Annotated in this window: 17 protein-coding genes and 1 pseudogene; 4 read left to right on the top strand and 14 right to left on the bottom strand. The window is 73.2% G+C overall.

What is annotated here, in order from left to right:
* Positions 1-79: 79 nt before the first annotated feature.
* Complete coding sequence (locus NIE111_RS21105) at positions 80-2,782, bottom strand: type 1 periplasmic-binding domain-containing protein (RefSeq protein ID WP_238686036.1); 2,703 nt, start codon at positions 2,780-2,782, stop codon at positions 80-82.
* A 145-nt stretch (positions 2,783-2,927) separates the two neighbouring features.
* Here NIE111_RS21105 and NIE111_RS21100 point away from each other — a divergent pair, with 145 nt between their 5' ends.
* Positions 2,928-4,460 (top strand): M1 family metallopeptidase, encoded by a 1,533-nt coding sequence (locus NIE111_RS21100; RefSeq protein ID WP_238686035.1) that lies wholly within the window; start codon positions 2,928-2,930, stop codon positions 4,458-4,460.
* 79 nt (positions 4,461-4,539) lie between these two features.
* Here the strand turns inward: NIE111_RS21100 and NIE111_RS21095 are convergent, their stop codons facing one another.
* The 4 genes from NIE111_RS21095 to gltB all read right to left on the bottom strand — a co-directional run bounded on the left by NIE111_RS21095 (position 4,540) and on the right by gltB (position 12,926).
* Entirely contained in the window at positions 4,540-5,055 is a 516-nt protein-coding gene (locus NIE111_RS21095; RefSeq protein WP_238686034.1) for a hypothetical protein, read from the bottom strand.
* A gap of 58 nt (positions 5,056-5,113) precedes the next feature.
* On the bottom strand, positions 5,114-6,511 hold the full coding sequence (locus tag NIE111_RS21090) for an MFS transporter (protein WP_238686033.1): 1,398 nt from the start codon (positions 6,509-6,511) through the stop codon (positions 5,114-5,116).
* A gap of 174 nt (positions 6,512-6,685) precedes the next feature.
* Positions 6,686-8,221 carry a glutamate synthase subunit beta gene (locus NIE111_RS21085; protein ID WP_238686032.1) on the bottom strand — a complete coding sequence of 512 codons (1,536 nt, stop codon included), beginning with the start codon at positions 8,219-8,221 and terminating at the stop codon, positions 6,686-6,688.
* Entirely contained in the window at positions 8,214-12,926 is a 4,713-nt protein-coding gene (gltB, locus tag NIE111_RS21080) for a glutamate synthase large subunit (protein WP_238686031.1), read from the bottom strand. Before gltB ends, NIE111_RS21085 begins: the two co-directional genes overlap by 8 nt.
* A gap of 144 nt (positions 12,927-13,070) precedes the next feature.
* Between gltB and NIE111_RS21075 the strand changes: the two genes are divergently transcribed.
* Positions 13,071-13,916, top strand: a complete 846-nt coding sequence (locus NIE111_RS21075) for a GNAT family N-acetyltransferase (RefSeq protein WP_238686030.1) — start codon at positions 13,071-13,073, stop codon at positions 13,914-13,916.
* A gap of 55 nt (positions 13,917-13,971) precedes the next feature.
* Here NIE111_RS21075 and NIE111_RS21070 read toward each other — a convergent pair whose 3' ends face one another.
* Both NIE111_RS21070 and lgt read right to left on the bottom strand, forming a co-directional pair.
* The gene (locus NIE111_RS21070) at positions 13,972-15,159 is read right to left on the bottom strand and encodes an FAD-dependent oxidoreductase (RefSeq protein ID WP_238686029.1); all 1,188 of its coding nucleotides are present in this window, start codon (positions 15,157-15,159) and stop codon (positions 13,972-13,974) included.
* A 9-nt stretch (positions 15,160-15,168) separates the two neighbouring features.
* Positions 15,169-16,347, bottom strand: coding sequence for a prolipoprotein diacylglyceryl transferase (lgt, locus tag NIE111_RS21065; protein ID WP_238686028.1), 1,179 nt, complete (start codon positions 16,345-16,347; stop codon positions 15,169-15,171).
* A 102-nt stretch (positions 16,348-16,449) separates the two neighbouring features.
* On the opposite strand from lgt, the gene NIE111_RS21060 reads away from it, so the two are divergent.
* On the top strand, positions 16,450-16,980 hold the full coding sequence (locus NIE111_RS21060; protein WP_238686027.1) for an NUDIX hydrolase: 531 nt from the start codon (positions 16,450-16,452) through the stop codon (positions 16,978-16,980).
* An 82-nt stretch (positions 16,981-17,062) separates the two neighbouring features.
* Here NIE111_RS21060 and trpA read toward each other — a convergent pair whose 3' ends face one another.
* Genes trpA through trpC form a run of 3 tightly spaced genes read right to left on the bottom strand, consistent with a single transcriptional unit; the run spans position 17,063 to position 19,947 of the window.
* Entirely contained in the window at positions 17,063-17,866 is an 804-nt protein-coding gene (trpA, locus tag NIE111_RS21055) for a tryptophan synthase subunit alpha (protein ID WP_091407799.1), read from the bottom strand.
* A gap of 1 nt (position 17,867) precedes the next feature.
* Positions 17,868-19,106: a tryptophan synthase subunit beta gene (trpB, locus tag NIE111_RS21050; RefSeq protein ID WP_238686026.1), complete on the bottom strand. Its 1,239-nt coding sequence runs from the start codon at positions 19,104-19,106 to the stop codon at positions 17,868-17,870.
* 37 nt (positions 19,107-19,143) lie between these two features.
* Positions 19,144-19,947, bottom strand: a complete 804-nt coding sequence (gene trpC / locus NIE111_RS21045; RefSeq protein WP_030334428.1) for an indole-3-glycerol phosphate synthase TrpC — start codon at positions 19,945-19,947, stop codon at positions 19,144-19,146.
* 487 nt (positions 19,948-20,434) lie between these two features.
* On the opposite strand from trpC, the gene NIE111_RS21040 reads away from it, so the two are divergent.
* A complete protein-coding gene (locus tag NIE111_RS21040; protein ID WP_238686025.1) occupies positions 20,435-20,704 on the top strand; it encodes a hypothetical protein in 270 nt (89 codons plus the stop codon).
* 65 nt (positions 20,705-20,769) lie between these two features.
* Here NIE111_RS21040 and NIE111_RS21035 read toward each other — a convergent pair whose 3' ends face one another.
* The 4 genes and pseudogenes from NIE111_RS21035 to NIE111_RS21020 all read right to left on the bottom strand — a co-directional run.
* On the bottom strand, positions 20,770-21,360 hold the full coding sequence (locus NIE111_RS21035) for a Trp biosynthesis-associated membrane protein (protein ID WP_238686024.1): 591 nt from the start codon (positions 21,358-21,360) through the stop codon (positions 20,770-20,772).
* Positions 21,361-21,533: 173 nt separating this feature from the next.
* A complete protein-coding gene (locus tag NIE111_RS21030) occupies positions 21,534-23,087 on the bottom strand; it encodes an anthranilate synthase component I (RefSeq protein ID WP_238686023.1) in 1,554 nt (517 codons plus the stop codon).
* 58 nt (positions 23,088-23,145) lie between these two features.
* Positions 23,146-23,577 carry a phosphoribosyl-AMP cyclohydrolase gene (gene hisI, locus NIE111_RS21025; RefSeq protein ID WP_238686066.1) on the bottom strand — a complete coding sequence of 144 codons (432 nt, stop codon included), beginning with the start codon at positions 23,575-23,577 and terminating at the stop codon, positions 23,146-23,148.
* A gap of 279 nt (positions 23,578-23,856) precedes the next feature.
* Positions 23,857-24,087, bottom strand: a pseudogene (locus NIE111_RS21020) (phosphoribosyl-AMP cyclohydrolase); the annotation flags it as partial.
* Positions 24,088-24,114 lie beyond the last annotated feature (27 nt).

The following is a 24,114-nucleotide window of genomic DNA, read 5'->3' as shown; positions in this document are numbered from 1 at the left end:
CGGCCGCCTGGTCCCAGGAACCCTAACGGACACCGGCGGCACCCGGACAGTCCTGCGAGGACGTGTCACGCCGGACCGGTCAGGCGGGGCCGCACGCCGCCGGGCCGGACGCGTCGGCCGCCCCGCAGCGGAACACCTCCACCGGCGCCCTCGCCACGTCGGGCACCTGCTCCACCCGCATCAGGGCCAGCCGCTTGTCGACCGGCTCCCCCGAGTCGGGCGTGAACCGGATCAGCCCGGCCACCCCCGGGTAGCCCTGCCCGGCGTTCTGCCGGAGCACCTCCGCGTGCACGCCCACCGGGTTGACCGAATCCGGTTCCCACCGTTGCCGGGGGTCGGCGTGGTGCAGCCGGGCGGCGAGGCTCTCCACCGCCCGGACCAGCATCATCGACGCGTCGTAGGCGAGGCTGACCCGCTCGCCGACCTGCTCCTCCTCGGCACCCGGCCGGCAGCGTGGCGGGTCGAGCAGGTCGTCGGCCTGGATCCAGGCCAGGAAACTGGCCCGCGCGTCGTCGTCGCGCCGGTCCTGGGCGGCCCGCAGCGCCGCGCAGGTGGCCAGGGACGCCTTGGAGACGTACGTGACGGGCAGGTTGCCGGGCGCGGCGGCGCGTAGCCCCGGGTTGGCCATGTACCGGTTGGCCGAGTCGTCGGCGACGAGGTGTCGGGGCGGGTTGCCGCCGCACTCGCGCAGCGCCCGCAGGAAACCGTCGAACTCCGACCATCGGCCCGCGTAGAAGAGCATCCCGGTGTAGCCGCACTCGTCGGTCAGCCGCTGCCCGGTGCGCCACTCGTCGAGGCGGGTGATCCGGGGGCCGAACTGTTGTCGGAGCCCGTCGACGAGGGTGCCCACGTAGAGGTCCTCGGTGAGTGTGCTGCCCTCCAGTGTGGTGTAGAAGACGTGCGCCTCGTTGACCTTCAGCACCTGCTTGGCGTACGCGTCGACAAGCTTCACCTGGTCCTTGTTCGGCGCGGAGATCTGGAGGTAGAGGCGCGAGTTGGCGTCCATCTTGTCGGCGGAGAGGGTGGGCGCCAGCACCGGCAACCCGACCTGGTTCAGTTCGCGCAGCGCGCGGGCGGTGCTGGTGCGGCTCTCCACCAGCCCGACCACCCCGAGCAGCGTGGGGTCGTCCCGGGCCAGCTCGGCCAGCATCGCCACCGCCCGGTCGGCGTAGATCATCTGGCGGCCACCGTTGGCCACCACGATCCGCAGCAGCGCGGCGCCGTCGGCGCCGGCCGACTCCTTCAGCAACGCGTACTGGGCGGTGGCCATCCCTTCCAGCTCCTCCCGCTCGGAGACGTACGACTCCTCGTCCGCGCGGGTCAGATTGCCGGTCAGGGTGCCCAGGTAGACCAGGGTGAGGAAGGGACGGCGCTGGTCGCTGCGCTGCCAGACCTCCTCGGCGGCGCGGTTCTGCGCGAAGATGCGCCGCTGGACGGTCCGCAGCCCCTCCTGGCCGGGGTCGTTGTTGAACACCTGCGCGGCGCTGTCGCTGTAGCCGACACACTCGCCCTTGCCGACCACCTCGACTGAGATCCGGCCGCCGGTGAGCGACGGGTGGCAGCCCGGCCCCCACCGGCTGCCCACCCACACGCCCAGCGCCGCCACCAACAGCAGGCAGAGAGCCGCCGGCAGGAAGCGCCGTGACCACCAGGGCGGGTCGGGTGCGGAGAAGGGCCGCACTCCGGCGCGGGAGGGTGGGCCGGTGTCGGTGTCGTCGGGGCGCAGCGCCACGAGCCAGGCGGCCGGGCGGCGCAGGCGGCGCATCTCCGGCAGCGCGTCGACCCACTCGTCGAACGCCTCGTCGGCCTCGGTCAACGGGTGCGGCTCGGGCAGTTCCGGTGGGGGCTGCCCGCCGGACGCGATGACGAGCAGTGGGTCGTTGCGGCCGGTCTCGGTACGGACGTCGCCGATCAGGCGGACCAGCTCCCCGCCGACGTTGCCGGGGGCGACGTTGTCGATCAGCAGAGCCGGGTACGCGGTGCGCCGCCAGTCCGACGGGCGCCACGGCCGACGCCGGTACGCCTGCCGCAGGTCCTCCAGAAACGCGTGCAGCAGCAGTTTGTTGACCTGATCGGGTTGCTCCCCGTCGCGCCAGCCCGCGGTGAGGCGCTCGGCGAAGCCGAGGAAGGTGACCGACTGCCGGGGCGCCAGGTACTGCTGGCGCATGAACCAGTTGTAGTGCCGCCCGAGCACCGGCACCCGACCGGAGACGGCAGCCCGGAAGACCACCCCCGGCACGGCCCGACGGACCAGCCAGAGCAGCACCTGGGAGACGATGCTGACCGCGTCGCCGCCGGAGGGCAACGCCTCCGGCGTGCGCGGGCCCCTGCGGTCGCGCAGGCGGCGGACCAGGGCGGCGCGGCTGTCGTCGGCGTCGATGCCCAGGCTGAGGCTCTGCTGCATCAGCCATTCGGCGAGCGGATAGTGCCGGAAGCGCAGCCGGGCGGCGCCGAAGGCCTCCAGGGAGAGCTGCCGGTGCAGCTCGCGCAGCAGCGCCGGCACGTCCCCGGCGCCGGGTGGCGCGTCGGCGTCCAGCACGGCGTGCGGGACCCGCCGCCGGGGGCCCTGGCCGAGGAACCGGCGCAGCGGCACCATCAGATCCGCTGTGTCGGAGCGGACCAGCCACAGCAGCGGCAGCCGACGGTCACCGCGACGGGGTCGCCGCAGCAGCCGGGCGAGCAGCGCGAACAACTCCAAGCCGCCGGCCGGCAGCCGTTCCCGGCCCGCCGTCGACTGCCGTTGGCCGATCAACTCTCGCTTGGGCAACTCCGAGCGCCGCACGTGTCACCTCCGATCAACACAGTGTGACCTTGCGGTGCAAGGCACGCCAGAGCGCGACGACCGCCGATGGGTGTGGCGGGCCGGCGACGTTCACAGTTGTCGATTAGGTTGACCTGGCGAACACCCGATGGAGGGAGTCCACCCCGTGCGACGAGTCCTCACGGCGGCCACCACCGCCCTGACCCTCACCACCGCCGGCACCATGCTCGCCGGCACCCCCGGCCAGGCCGCCCCGACGGGCTGGGGCCGTCCCGTCGTCTCGGCAGCGCCGCAACCCGGCGCGCCCGGACTGGGCGACAGTTACTTCCCCGACTACGGCAACGGCGGCTACGACGTCGAGCACTACGACGTCCGGCTGCGCTACGAACCGGCCACCGACCTGCTCACCGGCACCACCACCATCCTCGCCACCGCCACTGCGGACCTGTCGACGTTCAACCTGGACTTCCTGCTCGACGTCGAGTCGGTCCGGGTCAACGGTTGGGCGGCGAGCACCAGCACCGCTGGTGCGCACGAGTTGGTGGTCACCCCGGCCCGCACCGTTACCCGGGGCCAGCAGCTCACCATCGTCGTGCGCTACTCCGGTATCCCGTCGGAGGCCCTGGTCAACGGCTACACCGGCTGGACGCGCACCGACGACGGCGCCCTCGCCGTCAACGAGCCCGAGTCGGCATGGTGGTGGTTCCCGAGCAACGACCACCCGCTGGACAAGGCCACCTACGACATCTCGGTGTCGGTGCCCACCGGCGTCGAGGTGATCAGCAACGGCGTGCAGCCGAGGCCGCCGCTGGCCGAGGCCGGCAACCGCACCCGGTGGATCTGGCGGACCACCTCCCCCACCGCCACCTACCTGGCGTTCATGGCCATCGGGCAGTACGACATCGTCACCGACACCGCCCCGAGCGGCCAGCCGGTGATCAACGCGTACAGCACCTCGCTGGGCGCCCTCGGGCCGGCCGCGCGGGCCAGCATCGAGCGGACCGCCGAGATCGTCGACTGGGAGAGCGGGATCTTCGGCCCGTACCCGTTCGAGGCGCAGGGCGGCGTGGCCGGGCCGGTCGACGGCATCAGCTTCGCGCTGGAGACGCAGACCCGCCCGGTGTACGGACCGGGCTTCTGGCGACGCGGCGCCAACACCTACGTGGTGACGCACGAGCTGGCCCACCAGTGGTTCGGCGACTCGGTCTCGGTGGCCGACTGGCGCAACATCTGGCTCAACGAGGGCTTCGCCTCGTACGCCGAGTGGCTCTGGTCGGAGGAGCAGGGCGAGGGCACCGCCCAGGAGGTCTTCGACTTCACCTACGCCAGCTACCCGGCCGACGACGAGTTCTGGCAGGTGCTGCCCGGCGACCCGGGCGCCGCCCGGGTCTTCGACAACGCCGTCTACGACCGGGGCGCGATGACCCTGCACCAGCTGCGGCTGGCCGTCGGCGACGACGCGTTCTTCGAGATCCTGCCGACCTGGACCGCCGAGCGCCGCTACGGCAACGGCACCATCGAGCAGTTCCAGGCCCTGGCCGAGCGGATCTCCGGGCTCGACCTGGACGACCTGTTCACCACCTGGCTGTTCACCGCCGGCCGACCCGATGTGGCCAGCGCCGCCCGCAAGGCCGCCCCGCCGGCGGAGCCCAAGTCCTGGGCCAAGATCCGCGAGTCGCACCACCTGATGTCGCACTAGTATCCCACGTCGGTCGGAGGCGCCCGCCCTGCAGGCGGGGGTCTCCGGCCGCGAGGTGCAGCCGCCTACCGGGACGCGCTCACTGCACCGCTGGGGCGCCTGTCGCCGCCGCCGTGCTCGCCTCGATGGCGCGGATGTGCCGGTACGCGAACCAGAGCGGCGGGAACGCCCCGACCGCGAAGGACAGGTCGATGAGCGTCCAGAACCAGGGGATGTCCCGGATCGGGCCGCAGATCAGCGCCAGCGGGATGATGCCCGCGCAGGCGATCATGCCGACCTGCACCACCCAGACGTTGCGCACCGGGTCGCGCAGCGGCCCCCAGAAGGCCACCGTCAACACCAGGTGGGCGAAGGCCAACCAGTCGGTGCCGTAGAGCAGGAACGGGTAGTCCTCGCCGGCCGTCACGAGCCCGGTGTGCACCCGCTCGATCCAGGCGACCAGCGCGGGCAGTTGGCCGGCGAGCGGATCCAGTACGCGCAGCAGCCAGCGCACCTCGATCTCCAGCGGAAACGCGGTGACACCACTCAGGAAGAGCCCGATCAGCACGATCCACAGCCATCGGCGGGTTCGCCGTAGCCGCTCCTCAATGTCCATGATCGCAGCGTAACGATGATCTTCAGGTCGCCCTGGCCGCCGGGGGGTGACCGCCGTCTCAGCGGTTCGCCACCGGCCCGGCGGTGACCAACTCCCGGAGCCGGACCCCGCCCGACCGCACCGCCGCGGCTTCGGCGGGCCCGATGACGCAGACCGCACCGGCGGGTCGGACGATTCGGGCGGCCCGGAACGCCGCTCGTCGTACCGGGTGGCGGGGTCGCGGGACGACAAGCGCGAGGGTCGCCGTGCGGCCGCGCTGCCGGTCCAGGGCGACGCCCGCCGCCGTCGTGGCGATCGCCGCCGCAGCTCCGGCGAGGACGAGCGTCTGCCGAGGCCCGGCGTGTTCGGCGAGCCAGCCGAGTAGCGGGGCGCCGACCGCGGCGGAGACCGAGCCGGTGACCGCCAGGGCGGCGAGCACCCGGCCCCGCATCGCGCCGTCGGTGTCGAGCTGGGCGCGGGTGCCGACGGTGGTGTCGATGACCACCGCGGCGGCGGCGATCGGCAGGATCACCGCGGCGAAGCTCCAGGTGCCCGGTGCGAGGCCGGCGACGATCTGCAACCCGCTGGCGAACAGGCCCGCGACGACGAGCGTCCGGTAGCCCAGGGAACGTCGCCGGGCCGCGACGAGCGCGCCCACCACAGTGCCGACCGCGAACACCGTCGACAGCAGGCCGTACCCGGAGGCGCCGGCGTTCAGCGGCCCGTCGCTCATCGCGGCCATTGTCACCTGGTAGTTGCGGCCCAGGCTGCCGAGCACGAACGACAGGGCGAGCGCGAGGAGCAGCACCGGCTGCCCACGCAGGTAGGCGAACCCGGCCCGGACACCGCCCCGGGCCCGGCCGGCGTCCGGGACCGGAAGGCCGGGCACGGCTCCCGGGCGTACGGCGAACAGCGCCACCACCACGGCGGCGAAGCTGGCCGCGTTGATGCCGAACAGCAGGGCGGGTCCGATGGCGGCCACCACCACGGCGCCGAGGCTCATGCCGAGGATGCGGCCGGCGGAGTTGGTGAGCGAGCCGAGCGCCAGCGCGTTGCCCAGCGTCTCCCGGTCGACGAGGCTGGCGGCCCAGCGCCCCATCACCGGCCCTTCGATGGCCGAGACGGCACCGGTGGCCAGCGAGATCGCGAAGATCAGCGGCAGGCCGCCGACCCCGGTCAGGGCGACCGCCGCCAGTCCGGCGGCGAGCACCGCGTGGGCGCCCTGCGCGGCGATCAGCAACGGGCGGGCGGGCAGCCGGTCGGCCAGCACGCCACCCCAGACGCTGAGCAGCAGCGTGGGCGCCGCCTGGAGCAGCACGGCGAAGCCCATGGACGTCGCCGAGCCGGTTTCCTTCAGGACGTACCAGTTGACCCCGAGGACCTGCATCCAGGTGCCGATGACGGAGACGAAGCCGGCGAGCGCCCAGATCCGGTAGTTGCGGTGGCGCAACGCGGCGAAGGTGGCACCTCTGGCCACGACGAACCTCCAGCGATCGGCAGCATGATCATTCACACCGATCGCGGCGCGGTTCGGCAGCCGGCAAGTCTTGCCGACTTAAACCCTTTTGCCCACATTTGTGAGCGGCTTCACCACCGGGAATGTCCGGCCGGTGCGGCGGCGGACCTACCGCACCGACCGGACGCCCGCACCTCAGCGAGCGGCGAGAGCCTGCGTTGCCGGGCCCACCGGAGCCGGCAACGCACCAACACCGCCCAGATAGCCGTGGATGGCGGCGGCGACCGCCCGCCCCTCGGCGATAGCCCAGACGATCAACGAGGCGCCCCGGTGCATGTCACCGGCCACGAACACCCCGTCGGCGTCGGTCTGCCAGTCGTCGCGGGCATCGATGGCGCCCCGAGGGTTGCGCTCCACGCCGAACTGGGCCAACAACGGCTGCTGCTCCGTGCCCTCGAAACCGATCGCCAGCAGCACCAGATCGGCAGGCAACTCCCGCTCCGACCCCGGCACCACTGTGACGACCCGCCGGCCGTCGCGCTTCTCCACTGTCACCTCGGCGATCCGCACCGCCCGCACCTGGCCGGTGCCGTCGTCCACGAACTCCTGCACCGCCACGGCGAAGACCCGCTCGCCACCCTCCTCGTGCGCCGGGTAGCTGCGCAGCACCCACGGCCAGGTCGGCCACGGATCCCGTGCCTCGTCACGCTCCTGCGGCGGCTGCGGGTACAGGTCGAGCTGGTGCACGCCCGCGGCGCCCTGGCGGTGCGCGACGCCGAGACAGTCGGCCGCCGTGTCACCGCCACCGATGATCACCACGTGCTTGCCGGCCGCGTCGATCGGGGTGCCGTCCGGCAGCACCGCCCGCGCCAGCCGACGCTCGGCGGTGGCCACCACGCCGGCCTGGTCGGTGGCCGCCGTGGCGACCGCGTGATTCGCCGCGACCAGGTGCGCCATCGCCTGGTGTACGCCCCGAAGCGCCCGCCCCGGGGTCTCCGGCGTGTCCCGGCCCTGCAACGCCCCACAGGCCAGCAGCACCGCGTCGTGCTCGGCGCGCAACTGCTCGGCGGTCACGTCCACCCCGACGTTCACGCCGGTGCGGAAGCGCACCCCCTCGGCGGTGAGCTGGGCCAGCCGCGCATCGATGTGCCGCTTCTCCAACTTGAAGTCGGGAATGCCGTACCGGAGCAGGCCACCGATCGCGTCGTCGCGTTCGTACACCGTCACCGCGTGACCGGCGCGGGCCAACTGCTGGGCGGCGGCGAGGCCGGCGGGCCCGGAGCCGACGACGGCGACCGACCGGCCCGACGGCGCCGGCACCGGACGGGGGGTGAACCCGCGCGCCGCGGCGGCGTCGGCGATCTCCACCTCGACCTGCTTGATGGTCACCGGTTGACCGCCGGAGATGCCGAGCACGCAGGCCGCCTCGCAGGGCGCCGGGCAGAGCCGGCCGGTGAACTCCGGGAAGTTGTTCGTGGCGTGCAGCGACTCCACGGCAGCGTCCCAGTTGCCGGTACGCACCAGGTCGTTCCAGTCCGGGATGCGGTTGCCCAGCGGGCAGCCGTCGTGGCAGAACGGGATGCCGCAGTCCATGCATCGGGTGGCCTGCTCACGGACCAACTCCTCGCCGGCCGGCGGGTACACCTCCCGCCAGTCGCTGATCCGCACCGGCACCGGGCGGCGGGCCGGCAGCCGCCGGTCGTAGCGCAGGAAACCGTTCGGGTCAGGCACGTGCCACCTCCTGGGCAGCCACCCGCGGGGCGGGCGGCACCGGCATCGCCGGCACAGCGGGCGCGGTCAGTTCTGTCATGACCGCATCGTCGACGTCGCGGCCGGCTGCTTCGGCGGCCCGCATGATCTCCAGCACCCGGCGATAGTCGCGGGGCACCACAGCTGTGAACTCGGCCACCGCCTCCGGCCACCGCTTGAGCAGCTCCTCAGCGACCGCCGACCCGGTCTCGGCCACGTGCCGTTGGATCAGCTCGTGCAGCAGCGACTGCTCCTGTTCGCCGAGCGGCAACAGGTCGACCAGCTCCGCGTTGACCCGGGCCCGATCCAGGTGGTGCACGAACGCCGTGCCGCCGGACATGCCCGCCGCGAAGTTCCGGCCGGTCGCGCCCAGCACCACCACGGTGCCGCCGGTCATGTACTCGCAGCCGTGGTCTCCGACGCCCTCGACCACCGCGATAGCGCCGGAGTTGCGCACCGCGAACCGCTCCCCCACCCGGCCGCGCAGGAAGACCTCGCCCGCCGTGGCCCCGTACAGGATGGTGTTGCCGGCGATGATCTGATCCTCGGCCCGCTGCCCTGGCTCGGCGTCCGGGTCGAGGAACGGCGCGGCGGCGTCCGGACGGACGACGAGCCGACCCCCGGAGAGGCCCTTGCCCACGTAGTCGTTGGCGTCGCCGTGCAGGCGCAGGGTCACCCCGCGCGGCAGGAACGCGCCGAAGGACTGCCCAGCCGTGCCGTGCAGCACGAACTCGATGGTGTCCTCGGGCAGGCCGGCACCGCCGAAGCGACGGGTCACCTCACCGCCGAGCATCGCGCCGACGCTGCGGTGCTCGTTGCGCACCGCCACCTCGACGCGCACCGGCGCCCCGTCCGTCAGAGCCGGACGGGCCAGCGCGATCAGCTCGTTGTCGAGCGCCTGATCCAGGCCGTGATCCTGCGCGCGGACCCCGCGTCGGGCCGCGCCGGCCGGCAGCTCCGGCAGGTGCAGGACGGGCGCCAGGTCCAAACCGTGCGCCTTCCAGTGCGTCAGCGCCGGGGCCACGTCGAGCACCTCGGACTGCCCGATCGCCTCCTCGATCGACCGGAAACCCAGCTCGGCCAGGTACCCCCGGACCTCCTCGGCGAGGAAGAGGAAGAAGTTCTCCACGAACTCCGGCTTGCCGGTGAAGCGCTCCCGCAGCACCGGATTCTGCGTGGCGATGCCGACCGGGCAGGTATCCAGGTGGCAGACCCGCATCATCACGCAGCCCTCGACGATCAGCGGCGCGGTCGCGAAGCCGAACTCCTCCGCGCCGAGCAGCGCCGCGATCAGCACGTCCCGGCCGGTCTTGAGCTGGCCGTCGACCTGCACGGTGACCCGGTCGCGCAGCTTGTTGAGCAACAGCGTCTGCTGCGCCTCGGCCAACCCCAGCTCCCACGGGGTGCCGGCGTGCTTGAGCGAGTTCATCGGAGAGGCGCCCGTGCCGCCGTCGTGCCCGGAGATCAGGATGACGTCCGCCTTGAGCTTCGCCACCCCGGCGGCGACGGTGCCGACGCCGACCTCACTGACCAGCTTGACGTGCACCCGGGCCGCCGGGTTGACGCACTTCAGGTCGTGCACGAGCTGGGCGAGGTCCTCGATGGAGTAGATGTCGTGGTGCGGCGGCGGCGAGATCAGACCCACGCCGGGGGTGGCGTGCCGGGTCCTGGCGATCCACGGCCACACCTTGTTGCCGGGCAGCTGACCGCCCTCGCCCGGCTTGGCGCCCTGGGCCATCTTGATCTGGAGGTCGTCGGCGTTGACCAGGTATTCGCTAGTCACACCGAAGCGGCCGCTGGCGATCTGCTTGACCGCCGAACGCCGGGCCGGGTCGTGCAGCCGCTCGACGTCCTCCCCGCCCTCGCCGGTGTTGGACTTGCCGCCGAGCCGGTTCATGGCGATGGCGAGCGTCTCGTGCGCCTCCGCCGAGATCGACCCGTACGACATGGCGCCGGTGGCGAACCGCTTGACGATCTCGGTGGCCGGCTCGACCTCCTCGATCGGCACCGCCGGACGGACCCCGGTGCGCAGTGTGAACAACCCGCGCAGCGAGCCGGCCTGCGCGGCGAGCGCGTCGACCTTCGCGGTGTACTGCCGGAAGACGTCGTACTGCCGGCTGCGAGTGGCGTGCTGCAGCAGGAAGACCGTCTCCGGGTTGAACAGGTGCAGCTCACCCTCGCGGCGCCACTGGTACTCGCCACCGACCTCCAACCGGTCGGAGGTGGCGGTGCCGGCCGGCGGCCAGGCCAACGCGTGCCGCGCGGCCACCTCGGTGTGCACGCCCGCGAGACCCACCCCGCCGATGCGGCTGGGGGTGCCCCGGAAGTAGCGCTCGACCAGCCGGCTGTCCAGGCCGACCGCCTCGAAGACCTGCGCACCGCAGTACGAGGAGACCGTCGAGATGCCCATCTTGGACATGATCTTCAGGACGCCCTTGCCGAGCGCCTTCGCGTAGTTGCGCACCGCGGCGGCGGGCTCCACCCCGGCCAGCGTGCCGGTGGCGATCATGTCCTCGACCGACTCGAACGCCAGGTACGGGTTGACCGCCGCAGCGCCGTAGCCGATCAGCACCGCCGCGTGGTGCACCTCCCGGCAGTCCCCGGACTCGACGATCAGCGCCGCCCGCGTACGGGTCTGCTCGCGGACCAGGTGCTGGTGCACGGCGGCGGTGAGCAGCAGCGACGGGATCGGCGCCAGGTCGGCGTTGGAGTCCCGGTCGGAGAGCACCAGGATGCGCACGCCGTCCTCGATCGCCTCGGAGACGTGCCGGCAGATCTCGGTCAGCCGCGCCTTGATCCCGGCGGCGCCCTCCCGGATCCGGTACAGCCCGGAGACCCGGACCGCCTTGAAGCCGGGCAGGTCGCCGTCCTCGTCGATGGAGAGGATCTTCGCCAGCTCGTCGTTGTCGATGATCGGGTGCGGGAGCACGATCTGCCGGCAGCTCGCGGCGCCCGGGTCGAGCAGGTTGCCCTCCGGCCCGATCGTCGACGCCAGGCTGGTCACCAGCTCCTCGCGGATGGCGTCCAGCGGCGGGTTCGTGACCTGGGCGAAGAGCTGGTGAAAGTAGTCGTAGAGCAGCCGCGGCCGGGTGGACAGCGGCGCGATCGGGGTGTCCGTACCCATCGAACCGAGCGGTTCGGCGCCGGTGCGGGCCATCGGCCCGAGCAGGATCTTCAGCTCTTCCACCGTGTAGCCGAAGGTCTGCTGCCGGCGGCGTACCGAGTCGTGGGTATAGACGGTGTGCTCGCGGGCCGGCAGGTCGTCCAGCTCGATCAGCCCGGCGTGCAGCCACTCGCCGTACGGCTGGGCGGCGGCCAACTCGGACTTGATCTCCTCGTCGTGCACGATCCGCCCGGCCACTGTGTCGACCAGGAACATCCGGCCTGGCTGGAGGCGCCCCTTGGCGACCACGTGGGCCGGGTCGAGGTCGAGGACGCCCGCCTCGGAGCCGAGCACCACGAGCCCGTCGTCGGTCTGCCACCAGCGCCCGGGGCGCAACCCGTTGCGGTCCAGCACCGCGCCGACGATCTCGCCGTCGGTGAAGGCCACCGACGCCGGACCGTCCCACGGCTCCATCAGGCTGGCGTGGAAGCGGTAGAACGCGCGCTTGGCCGGGTCCATCCCCGGGTCGTTCTCCCAGGCCTCGGGGATCATCATGAGCACCGCGTGCGGCAGGCTCCGCCCGGCCAGGTGCAGCAACTCCAGGACCTCGTCGAAGTTCGCCGAGTCGGAGGCGGCCGGGGTGCAGACCGGGAAGACCCGCCGGATGTTGCCCGGCACGTTCGGCGAGCGCAGGAGCGCCTCGCGGGCCTGCATCCAGTTGCGGTTGCCCCGGATCGTGTTGATCTCGCCGTTGTGGGCGATGAACCGGTACGGGTGCGCCAGCGGCCAGGACGGGAAGGTGTTCGTGGAGAAGCGGGAGTGCACCAGCGCGATCGCGCTGTCCACCCGCTCGTCGCGCAGGTCCGGGTAGAACGCCGGCAACTGGTCAGGCGTGAGCATGCCCTTGTAGACCATGGTGCGGCTGGACAGCGACGGGAAGTACGCCGGAACGCCGCGCTCGGCGGTCTCCCGTTCGGCCTGCTTGCGCAGGCAGAACGCCACCCGGTCCAGCTCGACGCCGCGCAGCGGGGAGCCGGCCGGCCCGTCGGGCGTGTCGGTGAGGCGGTGCGCGGCCAGGAAGAGCTGCCGAACCCGGGGCATCGCCGCCAGGGCCGTCTCGCCCAGGTCACTCGGGTCGATCGGCACGTCCCGCCAACCCAGCAGGTCGGCGCCCTCGACCACCGCGTACTTCTCCACCACCCGGCGGGCACGCGCCTCGGCGGCATCGTCGTCGGGAAGGAAGACCAGCCCCGTGGCGTACTCGCCGGCCGGGGGAAGCGCGACGTCAGCCACCGCGCGCAGGAACGCGTCGGGCACCTGGATCATGATGCCGGCGCCGTCGCCGGTGTTCGGCTCCGCGCCACGGGCGCCCCGGTGGTCCAGCCGACAGAGCGCGCCGAGCCCGTTGGCGACGACCGAGTGTGAACGCCGGCCGTGCAGGTCCGCCACGAAGGCCACGCCGCAGGCGTCGTGCTCCTGCGCTGGGTCGTAGAGGCCCTGGGCGGACGGACGGGGGTGGGGCGTCGGGGACGCCTGCGGGCTGTGCGGATGCGGCTGTTCTGTGTCCGCGTACGGCTGAGCCACCGGGCCTCCTGTCGTCACTCAGGTTGGATCATGGTGGGGACGACGTCGGCCCGTGGGTCTATTGAGTCTACGTTAGGGCCGGGGCCGCACGGCCACCCGAGATTGATCACACCGTCCACTGGCTGGGACGTGTAGTCTCGCGCGGTGGATCCGCGACACAAGAACGTATTCGACCGGTTGGAACGCTTCTACGACGCGGTGCCCCGCGACGTCTCCGGTTCGGAGGATCATGGCGGGCTGGTGCTGTTCGTCCGCGAAGGCGCCGGCTGGCCGTTCTACGCCCGCCCCCGGATCGACGCCACCGAGCCGCCGTCGCTGGCCGACGTGACCTCGGTCCGCGAGCGCCAGCGGAAGCTGGGCCTGCCAGAAGCCTTCGAATGGGTGCACGAGACGGCCCCCGAACTGCTGGCGGTGGCCCGCTCGGCGGGGCTCAGCGTGCTGGAGGCGCCGCTGATGGTGCTCGACCCGAGCGCGCTGCCCGACCCGGCGACGCTGTCCGACGCGGCGGTGCGGGTGCTGGCTGCCGACTCCCCCGGCTTCGCCGCTGACGTCGCCGCACGGCGTGCGGTGGCAGCGGTCGCGTTCGCCGCCGCCGGCACCGCCCCCGGTGACGCCGGCCCGGCCGAACGCGACGCGGCCGTCACCGAACTCGAACTGGCCGCGCTCGACGAGGAGCGCGTCCGGATCGCCGACGGCCGACGGATCTCCGCACTGGCCGGCACGCCGACCGAGGGCGCGCTGGCCAGCGGCATGGCGATGCGGGTGGACGACGTCGCGGAGATCGCCGGGGTGGCCACCCTGCCGTCCGCCCGACGACGCGGGCTGGGCGCCGCGCTCACCGCCACCCTGGCCCGGGAACTGCTGGCGGCCGGCACCGAGCTGGTCTTCCTCTCCGCGGGCAGCGAGGAGATCGCGCGGGTCTACCTGCGGGTCGGCTTCCGCCGGATCGGCACCGCCTGCATCGCCGAACCCGCCGCCCTCATCCCCTGACCTGGCTCGCTCCCCCTGGCCGGCCTCGCTCCGCTGACCTGCCGCACGGCCGAGGTCAGGTCGGTGGGCGCCACTGGGCGGCGGAGGCGGCGGCGCTGGAGAGCAGTCGGGAGTTGATCGTGCCCAGTGCGGCGTCCCGGGCGCGCAGCGCCAACCGGCCCCGGGTCTGAAGCACCGCCGACATCCGTCGGGTCTGCCGGACCACCGTCGCGGCCCGGGGGCGGCGCACCCGGTCGTACGCCTGCACGGCGTCGGGCAGCCGGGCCTCCCGCAGCAGCGACGCGAGCGTGGCGGCGTCCTCGAACGCGAGGCAGGCGCCCTGCCCGAGGTGCGGCGGCATGGCGTGCGCCGCGTCGCCGAGCAGCACCACCCCACCGGGCCCGACCGGATAGCCGTATGCCCGGGGCAGCGGGCGCAGCTCGCGAACCTCCTGTTGGACCAGGTCGGCCGGGTCGGTGGCGTCGAGCAGCGCGCCGACCGGCGCGGGCCAGCCCGCGTACCAGCGGCGCAGCAGGGCGAGCTGGGTCTCCGGTGGTTCCGGGCGGGGTGCGCCAGCGGCGGTGGCCACCCAGTAGATGCCGCCCCGGCTGGACCCGCCCGAGGAGCCCCGCTCGCCCAGTGACGCGGCCACGAACCGGTAGCCCGCGCCGAGAATCTCACCGGCCAGCGGCTGATCGTCGGGCAGTCGAGGTGCCTGGTACCAGGGGATGACGGCCCGCCAGGCGGCGCACCCGGAGCTGACCACCCGGGACTCGGGCGCGAGTTGGCGGCGGATGCCGCTGTCCGTGCCGTCGGCGGCCACCACCAGATCGGCCTCGATGGTGTGCCGCCCGTCGCTGACTCCCGGCCGCTCGCCCGGCTCGACGCGAACGTGGCGCACTGTCACCCCGGTCCGCAACTCGACCCGCTCGCCGAGGCCGGCGATCAGCGCGTCGTGCAGATCCTCCCGGTGCACCACCACCGGCATCCGGTCGGCCGGGATGGGCCGGGGCTGCACGAGCCAGTGCCCATCTGGACGACGGACCCCGCCGTCGCGCAACGGGGTGGCGATGGCGGCCAGGCCGGCGCCGAGGCCGAGGGCCTGGAGCGCGCGGACGCCGTTGGGCCAGAGCACCACTGCGGTCGGCTCGGGGCGGACCCGTTCGGCGCGTTCCAATACTGTGACCTGCCAGCCGGAACGGGCCAGCGCGCCGGCCACCGCGAGGCCACCGACCCCTGCGCCGACCACCACCGCGCTTCGCATCGGTGCCGCTCAGCTGTCCCGGTCGGCGGGACGCGCGCCCGTGGCGTCGGCCCGGTCGGTGCGAGCGGCGGACGGATCGTCAACCGGCTCGTCGTCGCTGGAGGTGAGGTCGGCGGCTGCCGTGTCGTCGGACGGCTGGCCATCATCCGGCCGGGAGTCGTCGTCGTTCGCTGGCGGCACGACGCCGGTGTCCTGCCAGGCCGCGTACTGCTCCTCACTCACCACCCGGTAGCCCTCCGGCGCGGCGGCCCGCGCGGGGGTCTCCCGCTCGGAGAGGTCGACCTGGGACAGGTCGGACGTGGGGGGCGGGGTCGTCGTCGCCGGGCCGAGCGGGATCAGGTAGTCCCGAGGGCCACGCACCCGTACGAAGTAGATCAGGGCGCCGAGGAAGACCAGGGCGGCGGTCCAGACGTTGAGCCGGACGCCGAGGATCTGGTTGGCCTCGTCGGTGCGCATCAGCTCGATCCAGAACCGGCCGACTGTGTAACCCATCACGTAGAGCGCGAACGCCCGGCCCCGGCCCAGCTTTAGCCGACGATCGAGGATCAGCACCAGAGCTACGACGCCCAGGTTCCACAGCGCCTCGTAGAGGAAGGTCGGCTGGTAGAGACCCGGCTCGAGGATCGGCTGCCCGGCGTCGTCGCGCAGCGCGTGCCCAGGATTGTCCGGGTCCATCCGGTGGATCTCCAGACCCCACGGCAGTGTCGTCCGGCCACCGAAGAGCTCGTTGTTGAACCAGTTGCCGATCCGGCCGACGGCCTGGGCCAGCGGCAGCCCGGGGGCCAGCGCGTCGGCCACCACGCCGAACGGAATGCCGAGCTGTCGGGCCGCGATCCAGGCACCGAGCGCGCCACCGGCGACCGCGCCCCAGATGCCGAGACCGCCCTCCCAGATGGCGAATGCCTTCATCGGGTCCCCACCAGCGCCGAAGTACTTCTCGGGTGAGGTGACCACGTGGTAGATCCGGGCGCCGATGATGCCGGCGGGCACCGCCCAGACGGCGATGTCGAGCACCGCGCCGGGCGCGACGCCGCGCTGCCGCAGCCGGCGCTCCGTCACCCAGCAGGCCAGCACGATGCCGGCGATGATGCAGAGCGCGTAGGCCCGGATCGGCACCGGCCCGAGCTGCCAGACCGCGGTGCTGGGGCTGGGCAGGGCCGCCTGGGGGGAGAGCGAGGCGAGGGTCACGGGTGCACACGCTACCGCTGCACACCCCTGCAGCGGCACCCCGGGCCGCTGGAGGGCGCATCCCGGTGACTTCTGGTTTGCGCCGCCGTAGGCTCTTTGTCCATGAGCGCGCTCACCTGGGCGGTCGCCGCTGTCGTCACCGACGACGCCGGTCGGGTGCTGCTCTGCCAGCAGGGCCGGGGGGCCCGCCGCTACGCGTTGCCCGGCGGACGGCTGCGCCCGGCCGAGGACCCGGTGCGGGCGGCGCTACGGGACATTCGCGCGGAGACCGGCTGGGACATCGAGCTGATCGACCTGGTCGGGATCTACCACCTGAGCGTCCCCCCGGGAGAGGCCGCCGCCGGCCGCGCCGGGCCACTGCCGGACGTCCTCGTGCACGTGTTCCGGGCCCGCACGGCCGGGGTCGGACCCGCCAGCGACCCACCGCCGGGCTGCCGGTTGTCCTGGCACTCTGCCGACGCGCTGCCCGAGGTGGTCACCCCGCTCACCCGGATCGCCGTCACCGATGCGACCGCCGGCCGCTCCGGTGTGCTCCGCGACGTCCCCTGCGGGCCCGGCACGGTCGCCTCCGCGCCGCTACCGGCGGCTCGTCCAGCCGAGGACGGCCGCCCGGCACGGTCCCTGCACCCCTGACGGGCCGCAACCCGTCCCGAGGTCCGCCGCGTGGTCACGGACAGCCCCACCTGCCGGCCACACCCGATCAGGCGGGCCGGGCTCAACGGGTGGGGTTACGGACGCCCTCGGCGAGTTCGGCGCTGAGCGTGCGCAGGGCGGCCAGCCCGTCGGCCTCGGTGGGCGCGTCGAGCACACACCGGACCAGCGCGCTGCCCACGATCACCCCGTCGGCGTAACCGGCGACGGTGCCGGCCTGCGCGCCGGTACCCACACCCAGGCCGACACCGATCGGCAGGTCGGTGACCGCGCGGGCCCGGGAGACCAGCGTCGGGGCGGCGTCGGAGGTACGCGCCCGAGCGCCGGTCACCCCCATCACGGCTGTCGCGTAGACGAAGCCTCGGCAGTGCTGCACCGTCATGGCCAGCCGAGCGTCGGTGGACGACGGCGAAACCAGGAACGTGCGGTCCAGCCCATGCGCGTCCGAGGCGGCCAGCCACTCGTCGGCCTCGTCAGGGATGAGGTCCGGGGTGATCAGACCGGTGCCGCCGGCCGAGGCGAGGTCACGGGCGAAGACGTCCACGCCGTACCGCTCGACCGGGTTCCAGTAGGTCATGGTGACCACCGGAGCGCCGGTGGCCGCCACCGCCTCGATGATGCGCATCGTGTCCGCTGTGCGTACGCCCCCGGCCAGCGCGATGTCACTGGCCCGCTGGATCACCGGCCCGTCCATCACCGGGTCGGAGTAGGGGATCTCCACCTCGATCACGTCGACGCCGGCCTCGACCATGGCGGTCATCGCGGCGATGCTGCCCTCGACGGTGGGGAAACCGGCCGGCATGCAACCGACCAGCAGTGCCCGTCCGTCGGCGCGGGCCTTGTCGAAGGCCACCCCGATCCGGCTCATCTCACCGCTCCTTGTCGAGGATGCCGAAGTAGTCGCCGGCGGTGTGCACGTCCTTGTCGCCCCGCCCGGAGAGGTTGACCACGATGGTGGGCTCCCGGCCCAGCTCCGCGGCGAGCTTCGGGGCCAGCGCGACGGTGCCGGCGAGCGCGTGTGCGCTCTCGATCGCCGGGATGATGCCCTCGGTACGGCAGAGCAGCTCGAACGCGGCCATCGCCTCGTCGTCGGTGACCGGCAGGTAGTTCGCCCGGCCGGTGTCGTGCAGCCACGCGTGCTCGGGCCCGACGCCCGGGTAGTCCAGGCCGGCGGAGATCGAGTGCGACTCCAGGGTCTGCCCGTCGGCGTCCTGGAGCACGAAGGTGCGGGTGCCGTGCAGGACCCCGGCGGACCCGCCGGTGATGCTCGCCGCGTGCCGGCCGGTGGCCACCCCGTCGCCACCGGCTTCGAAGCCGTACAGCCGCACGGCCTCGTCACCAACGAACGCGTGGAAGATGCCCAGCGCGTTGGAGCCGCCGCCGACGCAGGCGGTGACGGCGTCCGGCAGCCCGCCGGTGAGGTCCAGGCACTGCTGACGGGCCTCGTCACCGATGCCCCTGACGAAGTCGCGCACCATCGCCGGGAACGGGTGCGGGCCCGCTGCGGTGCCGATCAGGTAGTGCGTCTCGTCGACGTTGGCCACCCAGTCGCGCATCGCCTCGTTCATCGCGTCCTTGAGGGTGCGCGAGCCGTTGGTGACCGGGATGACCGTCGCGCCGAGCATCCGCATCCGGGCCACGTTGAGCGCCTGCCGCTCGGTGTCGACCTGGCCCATGTAGACCACGCACTCCAGGTCGAACAGGGCGGCGGCGGTCGCGGTGGCGACACCGTGCTGGCCGGCGCCGGTCTCCGCGATCACCCGGGTCTTGCCCATCCGCTTGGTGAGCAGCGCCTGGCCGAGCACGTTGCGCACCTTGTGCGCACCCGTGTGGTTGAGGTCCTCGCGCTTGAGCAGCACCCGCGCGCCGACCTTCGCGGAGAACCGTCGGGCCTCGTACAGCAGCGAAGGCGTGCCGGCGTAGTCGCGCAACAACGCGCCGAACTCCGCCCGGAAGGACTCGTCCTCCATCGCCGTACGCCACGCCCCGTCGAGCTCGTCCAGCGCGGCCACCAGGGCCTCGGGAACGAACCGACCGCCGAAGCGGCCGAAGTGGCCGGCGGAGTCGGGCTGCGGGCCGGCCACCGGGGCCAGCGCGTCGGCGCTCATCGGGAATCCTCTCGCTGGGACGTCAGACCGGCGCGGGTCAGCGCACCGGCCGGGGCGTTGCCGGATGGTTGCCCGCGTTGACCAACTCGGCGACCGCCTCGCGGGGGCTCTTCTGGGTGACCAGGCCCTCGCCCACGAGGACCGCGTCGGCGCCCGCGGAGGCGTACCGGATCAGGTCGTGCGGGCCGCGAACGCCGGATTCGGCGATCTTGACGACGCTGCTGGGCAGGCCGGGCGCGATCCGCTCGAACACCGACCGGTCGACCTCCAGGGTACGCAGGTCACGGGCGTTGACCCCGATCACCTGCGCGCCGGCCTCCAGCGCGCGGTCGGCCTCTTCCTCGTCGTGCACCTCGACCAGGGCGGTCATGCCCAGCGACTCGATCCGCTCCAGCAGGCCCATCAGGACGTTCTGCTCGAGGGCGGCGACGATCAGCAGCACCAGGTCGGCGCCGTGCGCGCGGGCCTCGTGGATCTGATAGCTGGAGACCACGAAGTCCTTACGCAGGACCGGCACGGTGACCGCGGCACGGACGGCCGCCAGGTCGTCCAGCGAACCGCCGAACCAGCGGCCCTCGGTCAGCACGCTGATCGCCCGCGCCCCACCGGCCGCGTAGTCGACAGCGAGGTCGGCCGGATCGGCGATCTCGGCCAGCCGGCCCTTGGACGGCGACGAACGCTTCACCTCGGCGATCACGGCCACGCCGGGCTTGCGCAGCGCCGCGTACGCGTCCATGGGCGGCGGCGCCGCCGCTGCCAGTTCACGGATCCGCTCCAGCGGAACCTGCTCCTGGCGTCGGGCGACGTCTTCACGCACGCCGGCCAGAATCTCGTCGAGCACGCTTACGGACGCTGCCTGGCCGGCCTCGTCCCCCTCCGCGTGCGCATGCTCAGCAGTCACGAACGGACTCCCCTCTCCGGGCGTCATGGGCCGATGCTAGGGGCAGCCGACCGACGCCGAATGCCGGGGGTATGGCGCTGCTCACGAAAAGGGCTGCGGCATAATGGCCGACTTGCCGTGAAGGGGTTGTCACGCAGCGCCACCTCCGGTATCGACCACCGTCACGCGGTATGGAGCCTGGCGGCCGCGGTCAGACCGGGCCGGTCCATCGATCATGCCACCAGTTTCCGCTCGCCGCCCGACCGCAGCGATGTCGATCGATGCTGTGAGCAAGCTCAAGGCCGAACGGACGGTGCCTGGTCACGGCCGAGGCGAGACAGTTGACCGGGCGGTCACCGTGGCGAAACGTCGACGGGCGAGCATCGTCCTCGGGCAGACTCGATGGCGCGCCTGCCCCGACCGCAGCAACTCCTCGTGCGAGGTGACCATGAGCATTTCCGAGTCGAACCCGAGCATCGGACTGACCACCATCTCGCGGACTGTGGCATCGCTCGCCGTCGGAGTGGTGCACACCGTGGAACGGGCCGTGGTGGGCGAGGGGCGGATGCGGACGGCACGGGGCAACGCCTGGGAGGCGGTCTGCGCCGATCGGGCTCGCGCCGACCAACGCGCCGAGCTGAACCGCCTGGTCGCCGAGCTGACCGCCGCCCGCGCCGCAAGTAGCCGCGCCGAGTGGGAGCGCCAGCCGGTCGGCTGACCGCCCGCCCGCCGGCCGTCGCGTCAGCCGGCCCTCGCGGCCGTCGGATCAGCTCGTCCGTCGGGTCAGTCGTCCGTCGGGTCCTCGCCCCGGTCCAGCGCGTCCCACGCCTCGGTGGTCCGCCGCCCCGCCAACGGCGTCGGCGGCACGGCCGGGTCGCTCTGCGGCGGCGCGGCCTGCGGCGCGGTCCGCGCCGGACGTTCGTACCGGGCGCCCATCGCCGGCCAGTCACCGCCACGCACCGCCGTCCACCAGCCTCCCCCGGCGGCCAGCAGGCCGCCGAGCAGGCAGAGCGCCGGCCACTGCCGGCTCGCGTCGCCGCCCACGTCGGCTACCAGCCCATACCCGCCGCCGGCCGCCACGGCCAGACCGAGTACGCCGAGTAGCGCCCCGAGCACCCGACGCAGGCGGCCCCGGGTGGCCAGCACCGCGCCGCCCCCGGCCAAGGTCACCAGGGCCAACGCCGGCAGCCAGGGCAGCAGGCTCGCACCGCTGCGGGTGTCACGCACCGGCGGCAGCGGCGCCGGACGTACCGTCAGCTCGACCGACCAACTGCGCGTCGCGGCCCACAGCGCCAGGCCCGCGCCGGCCAGGCAGAGCAGCACGGCGTACGTCAGCGCGCGCCGGCCGACGACGGACCGCTCCCCGCCGCTCACGAGCTCATCCCTTCGTTCGCGACTGCGGGGTTCCGCCTCGCCGCACTCCTCACGCTCACCGGACTGGCCCTTCGTTCGCGACTGCGGGGCTCCGCTTCGCTGCACTCCTCGCGCTCACCGGACTGGCCCTTCGTTCGCGACTGCGGGGTTCCGCCTCGCCGCACTCCTCACGCTCACCGTGCCGGCCGGAGGGTTTCGGCGGCCGCGATCGCGGCCAGCACTGCCGCGGCCTTGTTCCGCGTCTCCTGGTCCTCGGCGGCCGGGTCCGAGTCGGCGACCACCCCCGCCCCGGCCTGGACGTAGGCGCGGCCGTCGCGGATGAGCGCGGTCCGGATGGCGATCGCCATGTCCAGGTCGCCGCCGAAGCCGAAGTAGCCGACGGTGCCGCCGTAGAGGCCACGACGGACCGGCTCCAACTCCTCGATGATCTCCATGGCGCGCACCTTGGGCGCCCCGGAGAGCGTGCCGGCCGGGAAGGTCGCGGCCAGCGCGTCGAAGGCGCTCTGGTCGTCACGCAGCGTGCCGGTGACTGTGGAGACGATGTGCATGACGTGGCTGTACCGCTCGATCGTGGCGAACTCGGGCACCTCCACGCTGCCGGGCTGACAGACCCGTCCCAGGTCGTTGCGGCCGAGGTCGACCAGCATCACGTGCTCGGCTCGTTCCTTCGGGTCGGCGAGCAGCTCGGCGGCGAGCGCGGCGTCGGCGGCGGGGGTGCCACCCCGCGGCCGGGTGCCGGCGATCGGGTGCAGCAACGCCCGGCGCCGCCCGTCCGCGGCCCCGGTGACCTTCAGGTGCGCCTCCGGGGACGAGCCGACGATGTCGAACCCGTCGAAGCGCAGCAGGTACATGTACGGGCTCGGGTTGCTGGTGCGCAGCACCCGGTAGACGTCCAGCGGGTCGGCGTGGGTCGTCCGCTCGAACCGCTGGGAGAGCACGATCTGGAAGCACTCACCGGCCCTGATCGCCTCCTTGGCCGCCTCCACCGCCTTCGGGTAACCACCGTCGGGCGTACGGCATTGCACCTCGCCGGCCGCTGGGCGCTCGACCGTGGAGATCATCGGCGGGATGGGCCGGGACAGCGCTGTGGTCATCGCGTCCAACCGGCCCACCGCGTGGTGGTAGGCGGCGGCGACCTGCGGGGCGCGGTCCGGGGCGTCCAACGGCGGCAGCACCGCGTTGGCGACCAGGATCGCCGAGCCGTCGTAGTGGTCGAGCACCACCAGGTCGGTGGCGAGCATCATGCCCAGCTCCGGGACGCCCAGGTCGTCCTCGGTCAACTCGGGCAACCGCTCGAAGCGCCGGATCAGGTCGTAGCCGAGGTAGCCGACCATGCCCCCGGTCAGCGGCGGCAGACCGTCGGACGGGTCCCCTACCGGGCCGGCCAGCGCCGCCACCGTCTCCCGCAGCATCCGCACCGGGTCACCCTCGGTGCTCAGCCCGGCCGGCGGCTGGCCGAGCCAGGTCGCCACACCGTCGCGCTCGATCAGGGTCGCGCTGCTGCGCACGCCGATGAACGAGTAGCGCGACCAGGCCATGCCGGCCGAGCCGACGCCCTGCTCGGCCGATTCCAGCAGGAACGTGCCCGGCCCACCGGCCAGCTTCCGGTAGACCCCGACCGGGGTCTCCGCGTCGGCCAGCAGCCGCCGGGTGACCGGCACCACCCGCCAGTCGGCGGCCAGCGCGGTGAAGGTGGCCAGGTCGGGGCTGAGGGTGCCGTCGGTCATCAGCCGACCCGCCTTTCGGTAGTGACTGCGGTGCTTCGCCGGGTTGCGCTCCGCGTGCTCACGGCGCCTCCGTCCCGGTCACGGGCAGCTCGGTGAAGAAGCAGGTCCGGTGCCCGGTGTGGCAGGCCGCGCCGACCTGCTCCACGGTCACCAGCAGCGCGTCCCCGTCGCAGTCCAGGGCGACCGACCGCACGTACTGGTGGTGCCCGGAGGTGGCGCCTTTGACCCAGTATTCGCGGCGGCTACGCGACCAGTAGGTGGCCCGGCCGGTGGTGAGGGTGCGGTGCAATGCCTCGTCGTCCATCCAGGCGACCATCAGCACCTCACCGGAGTCGTGCGCGCGCACCACCGCGGCGACCAGACCGTCGGCGGTGCGGCGCAGCTGGGCCGCGATGGCCGGGTCGAGCCGGGACGGGCGTGCCGGCGCGGGCGCGGCCAGCTCGTTCGGATCGCTGGGGACGCCGGTCACCGGCGAGTCAGGTACGGGCACAGTCACCAATTCTCCCGCACGCGGCACGGGCACCGCCGACCGCTCCCGCCAGGGCTGCGGCGAAGGCTCCGCGAGCCAGGGCTGTGACAAGGGCCGAGGCTGCGACGGGAGCCCGGCCGGCCGGGCCAGCTGGGCGACGTAGCGGTCCAGCCGGCCGTCGACGAGGGCGGCGGCCAGGTCCGCGCCGGCCGTGTCGGCGATCTCCTCGGCGTACGGCCGGATCAACGGCAGCGTGCCGGCGACCAGCCGTACGGCGGCGGCCCAGAGCTGCCCGGTGGCGCCCGGGCGCAGCCCGAGGCAGAGCAGCATGTCCGTCCGGTAGCCGGGTGGAGCCACAGGCAGTTCCAGGGCCGCCGCGAAGGCCGCCCGGCGGGAGTGGACCCGCACGGAAGGGTTGGCCGGGCGCAGTACCGAGGGGCACAGCCGCGCCAGGTCGGCGACGGCGAGCCGGACCCCGAGGCGGTCGCTGGCCGCGCGGGCGGCGGCGGCCTTACCCAGCGTGGCGATCATCTCTTCCAGCCGGGGTGGCTCGGCGGG

It is taken from the genome of Micromonospora hortensis (assembly GCF_022230935.1).
Taxonomy (GTDB): Bacteria; Actinomycetota; Actinomycetes; order Mycobacteriales; family Micromonosporaceae; genus Micromonospora; species Micromonospora hortensis.
Note: the sequence above shows the minus strand (reverse complement) of the source record. Positions and strands in the feature narration are given on the sequence as shown.

What these genes read in the sequence shown, in the direction of transcription:
- NIE111_RS21040 (WP_238686025.1), top strand. Translation starts at nt 20,435, where the DNA reads ATGAGCATTTCCGAGTCGAACCCGAGCATCGGACTGACCACCATCTCG.
- trpA (WP_091407799.1), bottom strand. Translation starts at nt 17,866, where the DNA reads ATGAGCCGGATCGGGGTGGCCTTCGACAAGGCCCGCGCCGACGGACGG.
- NIE111_RS21095 (WP_238686034.1), bottom strand. Translation starts at nt 5,055, where the DNA reads ATGGACATTGAGGAGCGGCTACGGCGAACCCGCCGATGGCTGTGGATC.
- trpB (WP_238686026.1), bottom strand. Translation starts at nt 19,106, where the DNA reads ATGAGCGCCGACGCGCTGGCCCCGGTGGCCGGCCCGCAGCCCGACTCC.
- NIE111_RS21060 (WP_238686027.1), top strand. Translation starts at nt 16,450, where the DNA reads ATGAGCGCGCTCACCTGGGCGGTCGCCGCTGTCGTCACCGACGACGCC.
- NIE111_RS21070 (WP_238686029.1), bottom strand. Translation starts at nt 15,159, where the DNA reads ATGCGAAGCGCGGTGGTGGTCGGCGCAGGGGTCGGTGGCCTCGCGGTG.
- NIE111_RS21030 (WP_238686023.1), bottom strand. Translation starts at nt 23,087, where the DNA reads ATGACCGACGGCACCCTCAGCCCCGACCTGGCCACCTTCACCGCGCTG.